This window comes from Bradyrhizobium sp., from assembly GCF_016462955.1.
In the GTDB taxonomy this organism is placed as follows: Bacteria; Pseudomonadota; Alphaproteobacteria; order Rhizobiales; family Xanthobacteraceae; genus Bradyrhizobium.
Map to the genome: position 1 here is coordinate 3,406 of NZ_JAEMSD010000089.1, position 5,881 is coordinate 9,286.

The 5,881-nt window shown below is 65.0% G+C and carries 7 protein-coding genes; 4 read left to right on the forward strand and 3 right to left on the reverse strand.

What is annotated here, in order from left to right:
- Window positions 1-9: 9 nt before the first annotated feature.
- On the reverse strand, window positions 10-408 hold the full coding sequence (locus JHD07_RS12235) for a gamma-glutamylcyclotransferase family protein (RefSeq protein WP_291622346.1): 399 nt from the start codon (window positions 406-408) through the stop codon (window positions 10-12).
- Window positions 409-483: 75 nt separating this feature from the next.
- Here JHD07_RS12235 and JHD07_RS12240 point away from each other — a divergent pair, with 75 nt between their 5' ends.
- Window positions 484-1,287, forward strand: coding sequence for an N-formylglutamate amidohydrolase (locus JHD07_RS12240; protein ID WP_291622348.1), 804 nt, complete (start codon window positions 484-486; stop codon window positions 1,285-1,287).
- Between the two features lie 3 nt (window positions 1,288-1,290).
- Here the strand turns inward: JHD07_RS12240 and JHD07_RS12245 are convergent, their stop codons facing one another.
- On the reverse strand, window positions 1,291-1,911 hold the full coding sequence (locus tag JHD07_RS12245) for a LysE family translocator (RefSeq protein ID WP_291622350.1): 621 nt from the start codon (window positions 1,909-1,911) through the stop codon (window positions 1,291-1,293).
- A gap of 126 nt (window positions 1,912-2,037) precedes the next feature.
- Between JHD07_RS12245 and JHD07_RS12250 the strand changes: the two genes are divergently transcribed.
- Together JHD07_RS12250 and JHD07_RS12255 are read left to right on the forward strand one after the other, a co-directional pair.
- Window positions 2,038-2,352, forward strand: coding sequence for a metalloregulator ArsR/SmtB family transcription factor (locus JHD07_RS12250; RefSeq protein ID WP_291622371.1), 315 nt, complete (start codon window positions 2,038-2,040; stop codon window positions 2,350-2,352).
- 28 nt (window positions 2,353-2,380) lie between these two features.
- Window positions 2,381-2,893 carry an SRPBCC family protein gene (locus JHD07_RS12255; protein WP_291622352.1) on the forward strand — a complete coding sequence of 171 codons (513 nt, stop codon included), beginning with the start codon at window positions 2,381-2,383 and terminating at the stop codon, window positions 2,891-2,893.
- A 109-nt stretch (window positions 2,894-3,002) separates the two neighbouring features.
- Here JHD07_RS12255 and JHD07_RS12260 read toward each other — a convergent pair whose 3' ends face one another.
- Window positions 3,003-3,779: a DUF2189 domain-containing protein gene (locus JHD07_RS12260; protein ID WP_291622354.1), complete on the reverse strand. Its 777-nt coding sequence runs from the start codon at window positions 3,777-3,779 to the stop codon at window positions 3,003-3,005.
- A gap of 241 nt (window positions 3,780-4,020) precedes the next feature.
- Here JHD07_RS12260 and JHD07_RS12265 point away from each other — a divergent pair.
- A partial coding sequence (locus JHD07_RS12265) for an ATP-binding protein (RefSeq protein ID WP_291622356.1) occupies window positions 4,021-5,881 on the forward strand: 1,861 nt, incomplete at its 3' end.

Sequence of the window (5,881 nt, forward strand, 5' to 3'; positions counted from 1 at the left end):
GTTGTCGGCTTAGCCATCGAGGAAGCGCCCGGACGCGATGCGCGGCAGATCGGTGACGGGCCAATTGTAGACGTAGGTCCAGGCCTTTTGCGTGCCGCCATCCGCGCGCGCTACGTCGATCAGCAGCCGCAGATATTCGGTCGGCTCCGGAAAGCCCTCGCCGCAGGCTTCGTACATGTCGAGCTCGCGCAACAGCTCGTCCGGCACACGCAGTTGAAACAGTTCGCCGTGGACGATGTCCGACGGCGCCTCGGGGAGCAGCAATCCCGGATAGTGCTTCACCAGAGCGAGCCGGCCGCGGCAGGTGGCTTCACCGAGGAATTCCGCATGGCCCGCCAGCAGCCGCGCCATCGGATGGTCGAAGCCGCGCGTCAAGGTGCCGTAGACGAAGAGGCGATCTGTGGTCATGCTGCCCTGATGTTGCGACGTCGGTGCAATAGCGTTACTCCGTTTAGCCAAATTATCCTTTCATAGGCAATCCGGATGGACCTTCACACGGCCGAGACGACCGAACACCTGCTCGGCGAGGGGGATAGTCCGCCCGTTCATGAGGTGAATGCGAGCGGGAGCTCGCACTTCCTGCTCACCTCGGATCACTACGGACGGGCGCTGCCCCGCGCGCTCGGCGATCTCGGCATCGCGGAAAGCGAGCTTGCCAGGCACATCGGCTGGGACATCGGCATCGCCGGCGTCGCCGACCGGCTTGCCGACCTGCTCGACGCGCATCTGATCGCGCAGCGCTACTCCCGGCTCGTGATCGACTGCAACCGCCCGCCCGCGTCAGCAAGCGCGGTCCCCGTCATCTCCGAGGCGACCGCGATCCCGCGCAACGAGAACATTTCGGAGCGGGAGCGCGAGGCGCGGCGGCGCGAGATCTTCGAGCCCTATCATGATCGCATCGACGCTGCGATCGACGCCCGCCTTCACGCGAAGCGGCCGACCGTGCTGGTGTCGCTGCACAGTTTCACGCCGGTCTATGCCGGCGTCGCGCGGCCCTGGCACGTCGGGGCGCTCTACAATCGCGACGCCGTGCTGCCGCATCTGCTGCTCAAGCACCTGCACGGGGAAGGCGATCTCGTCGTCGGCGACAACGAGCCTTATGCCGTCAGCGACCTGACCGACTACACCATTCCCGTCCACGGCGAAGGGCGCGGCCTCGTCAGCACCGGCATCGAGATTCGGCAGGATCTGATCGCGGACCCTACGGGCCAGCAGCAATGGGCCGAGCGGCTGGCGCGGATCCTGCGCGAGATCGAGGGCGAGTTGCGGCCGAGGCTGTTGCCGTAAGGCTCACTTCGCCCGGGTCAGCGCCAGCCAGATGCCGCCGCCGATCATGAAGCCGCCGGAGATGCGCGATATCATGCGGGTACGGCGCGCCGAGAAGAATTTTCGGGCGCGCCCGGCGGCGATGGCATAGAGCGCATCCGTCATCACCGCCGTCACCATGAAGGTGGCGCCGAGCAGCGCGACCTGCGGAAAGTGCGGCTGGTTCATGTCCATGAATTGCGGAATGAAGGCACCGAAGAACACCAGCACCTTCGGGTTCGACAGCAGCACCAGAAATCCCTGCAGGAAGAAGCCGCCGCGCGGCGGCGGAGGCGGGGCGTCGACATCGACGCCCTCGACCGGCGCCCAGATCAGCTTGATGCCGAGCCAGATCAGATAGGCGGCACCGGCAAAGCGCACCCAGTCGAACCAGTAGCCCATGGTCGCCATCAGCGAGGTCAGGCCGACCGCGACGATGCCGATGACGATGGCAAGCCCGGCTTGCGCGCCGGCAACGTTGATGAGCGCCGCACGCGTGCCGTGGCGCAGGCCATTGGCGATGACGAGGGTGACGATCGGCCCCGGCAGCAGCGCCAGCGCAATGCAGGCGGCGACGAAGGCGAGAAAGGCTTGCATGGACATCATGGAAAGACTCGCTGCGGTTCAAGCGCATTAATGCATGGCGACGCCTGGAACGAAAGCCACGTGAGTCGTTCCAGGCATTGAGGCGCTTGTTGACATGCAACCATTTAGTTGCCTATTATCGCCGCCATGGATGAGGTCTTCAAGGCGCTCGCGGACGGCTCGCGACGTTCGTTGCTCGACAGGCTTCACGCCAGGAACGGCCAGACGCTGAACGAGCTCTGCGAGGGGCTCGCGATGACGCGACAGGCCGTCACCAAGCACCTTGCCATCCTGGAGGACGCGAACCTCATCACCACCATCAGGCACGGCCGCGAGAAGCTGCACTACCTCAACCCGGTGCCGATCCATCAGATCGGCGAACGCTGGATCAGAAAATTCGAGCGCGGCAAGCTCGCCGCACTCGGCGAGCTGAAAAGGCAGTTGGAGAAGGGCGACGAGTAAGCCCGCTCAACGAAGGATTTGATGCACGATGAACCTCGACCAGTTCAAGCCTCTCACCGTCTACACCATCTACATTGCCTCGACGCCGGAGAAGGTGTGGGAGGCGCTGACCTCGGCCGAGTTCAGCCGCGCGTATTTTTCCGGCTTCGCGGTGGAGATGCAGCCGAAGCTCGGCGGCAGCTTCATCGTGCGCGCCCCCGATGGCTCGGAGCACATCCGTGGCGAAGTGTTCGAATACGATCCGCCCAGGAAGCTGACGGTGACGTGGAACGTGAACTGGCCGGGCCTCGTCGAAAAACTCGGCATCACCGTCGTCACCTACGAGATCGAGCCGGCCGGCGAAGCCGTCCGCCTCACCCTGAGTCAGCGGCACGACCGCGAGCTAAGCGACGACATCCTTTCCGGCGGTCGCACCGGCTGGCCCGCGATCCTGTCCGGATTAAAGAGCCTGCTGGAAACCGGCAAGGCGCCGAAGATCGAGATGGCTCCGCCGGTGAAGCTGCTGGAAGCGCTGAAGGCGATGGGGATCAAGGTGCCGTAGACGCCGTGTCATTCCGGGGCGCGCGTCGCGCGAGCCCGGAATCCATTTCGCGGCAGAGTTGGCGGATCAATGGATTCCGGGTTCGCCTTCGGGCGCCCCGGAATGACGACTAGACGGGCACCGGCGCCACCAGCCGTCGGTACAGATGCCACGTCGCGTGCCCGAGCACCGGCAGCGTAACCACCAGCCCGAGAAAATAGGGCAGCGCCGAGACGATCAGCAGCATCACGATGACGGCGGCCCAACCGATCATCGGCAGCGGGCTCGTCACCACCGCGCGCACGCTCGTCACCATGGCCGTGACGAAATCGACGTCGCGGTCGAGCAGCAGCGGGAACGACACTACGGTCAGCGAGAACAGGATCAGCGACAGCACGGCGCCGACGGCATTGCCGATGCCGAGGAACAGCAGGCCCTCGCTGGTCGTCAGCACCACCGTCATGAATTCCTGCAGACTCGAGAACGAGGCGTTGAGGCCGAGCAGCAGCGCGATCAGGAGCCGCACCTGATACATCCAGACCACGAACACGAACAGCGTGACGAAAGCCATCCAGCCGATCTCGCTACGCGAGCGTATCGCCGACCAGATGGCCCCGAATGAGACCGGCTCGCCGCGCTCGCGGCGGCGGCTGATTTCGTTCAGACCGATCGCCACGAAGGGGCCGATCAGGGCGAAGCCGGCGGCAAGCGGATAGACCAGATAGACCATGCCGAAGGCAGTGAGACAGAGCATGATGACGATGCCGCCGGCGGCGTAGAGCGCACCGAAGCAGAGGCCGTAGAGCGGCAGAGCCTGGAAATCGCGCAGACCCTCGACCAGCGACTCGGCGATGTCGACCGCCGCCACGCGACGCACCACCGGATCGACCTTGCCCGAGATGGACATCAGCTTCCTCCGTATTCCGACGCGATCGTTCGTCGCGCGCATGCGGCGATATTAGCGCCGCCGCGCCGAGGCGCAACTTGACGCCGTCCGGCACACCGCGTGGCGGCGGCACGACCATGCTCGCAATGCGAAATCTTTAGCGTTTGTTGCGATTTTTGCGCCGATGTTTATGGACGAGGCACATGATCGTGCCTCAAATTGTACCTCCGAGCACCGTCGCCCCAGAGCGGATCGTTCACCGATGAGCCTGCGTACCCGGTTACTGATCCTCGTCATTGCGGCCATGCTCGTGCCGGCAATTCTGGTCGGGCTGCGCTTCGTGCAGAACCGGACGAGCGAGATCGACGCGGCGCTGGCCAATCTGGCCGCCTCCGCCGACGACATCGCCAGCGATCTGAACGAGAAGATCCAGGGCACCGCCCAACTTCACTATGGTCTCGCCCGCGCCCGCGATCTCGACACGCGCGACAAGGCGGCTTGCTCGGCCTTCCTGTCGGATGTCCGCGAAGAATATCCGCAGTTCACGGGTATCCTGACCATCGATCCGGACGGCCGCCTGTTCTGTGACTCGCTGCGGACCAACCGCACACTCGACCTGAACGACCGCGCCTATTTCAAAGAGGTCAAGAACCTTCAAGGCGTCGTCGCAGTCGAGCCGGTGTTCGGCCGCCTCACCGGATTGTCGGTGCTCCAGATCGCCTATCCCGTGCGATCGGAGGCGGGTGCGCTGAAATTCGTGCTGCTGGCGTCTTTCAACCTGAACAAGTTCGCGGAAGTTCACGACAAGCGGCTACCCGCCGAGAAGGACATCCTGTTTGTCGACGCCAAGGGCACGGTCCTGGCGGCTCCCAAAGGCGGCGGCTGGAGCGAGCCCGTCGGCGGGTCCATCGCCAGCTCCGAGCTGTTCCGCTTTGCGGCGTCGCCCGACGGCACGCCATTTCGGGAAATCACCGACCGCGACGGCCGCACGCAGATCTGGGGCGTTGCGCGCTCGCCCGCGATCCGCAAGGCCGGCCTCTACATCCTGGTCGGGCGATCCAAGGACGGACTTGTCGCGGCGGCCAGCCGACGGCTTTACGAGGACATGGCGATCCTCGCGGTCGCCTCGCTGCTGCTGCTCGCCGGCCTGTGGATGCTCACGACCGTGAGCATCGGACGGCAGGTCGGGCGGCTCGCCGCCATGGCAAAGAGCCTCGGACACGGCGATCTCCGTGCGCGCATTCCGGAGCCCCATCCAAGCGGCGAACTCGGCGGATTGATGAGTTTGCTCAACAACACGGCCGCATCGCTCGAGCAGCAACGCGCCGCCATCGCCGATCTCAGCCACAAGCTCAGCCAGTCCCAGAAGATGGAAGCCATGGGCCAGCTCACCGGCGGCGTGGCGCATGATTTCAACAATCTCCTGACCGTCATTCTCGGCAATGCGGAACACCTCGCCGACAGGCTTGCGGGCGACAAGGAATTGCACCGGATAGCGAACGACGTCGCGACTGCCGCCGAGCGCGGTTCCGACCTGACGCGGAGCCTGTTGGCCTTCGCCCGCAAGCAGCCGCTGCGGCCGCGGGAGATCGACATTGCCGAGCAGGTGACCGGCATGACGCAGCTGCTGCGGCGGAGCCTGGGCGAGCACATCGAGTCCAGCTTCGAGTTCGCGCCGGATCTATGGCTCGCCAGCGTCGATCCCGGCCAACTGGCGACGGCCGTGCTCAACCTCGTGCTCAACGCGCGCGATGCGATGCCCGACGGCGGCAAGCTGACGGTCGAGGTGCACAACGTATCGCTCGGTGAATCCGACCTCGACGTCAATGGCGAGCCGCGGCCTGGCGACTACGTCATGCTGGCCGTGACGGATACCGGAACCGGGATGAGCAGCGAAGTGTTGGGGCGCGCGTTCGAGCCTTTCTTCACCACCAAGGAGGTCGGCAAGGGGACGGGCCTTGGCCTCAGCATGGTCTACGGGTTTGCGCAACAATCTGGCGGGCTGGTGCAGATCCAGTCCGAACCGGGGAAAGGCAGCGTCGTCAGGCTGTTCTTTCCTCGCCTCGCAACGCCGCCGAACGAAGAACCGCTGCCGCAAGAGCGTGCCACCGCACCCGACGGCC

Excerpts from the sequence above, each read along its gene's own strand:
- JHD07_RS12235 (WP_291622346.1), bottom strand. The coding sequence starts at position 408 with ATGACCACAGATCGCCTCTTCGTCTACGGCACCTTGACGCGCGGCTTC.
- JHD07_RS12240 (WP_291622348.1), top strand. The coding sequence starts at position 484 with ATGGACCTTCACACGGCCGAGACGACCGAACACCTGCTCGGCGAGGGG.
- JHD07_RS12245 (WP_291622350.1), bottom strand. The coding sequence starts at position 1,911 with ATGATGTCCATGCAAGCCTTTCTCGCCTTCGTCGCCGCCTGCATTGCG.
- JHD07_RS12250 (WP_291622371.1), top strand. The coding sequence starts at position 2,038 with ATGGATGAGGTCTTCAAGGCGCTCGCGGACGGCTCGCGACGTTCGTTG.
- JHD07_RS12255 (WP_291622352.1), top strand. The coding sequence starts at position 2,381 with ATGAACCTCGACCAGTTCAAGCCTCTCACCGTCTACACCATCTACATT.
- JHD07_RS12260 (WP_291622354.1), bottom strand. The coding sequence starts at position 3,779 with ATGTCCATCTCGGGCAAGGTCGATCCGGTGGTGCGTCGCGTGGCGGCG.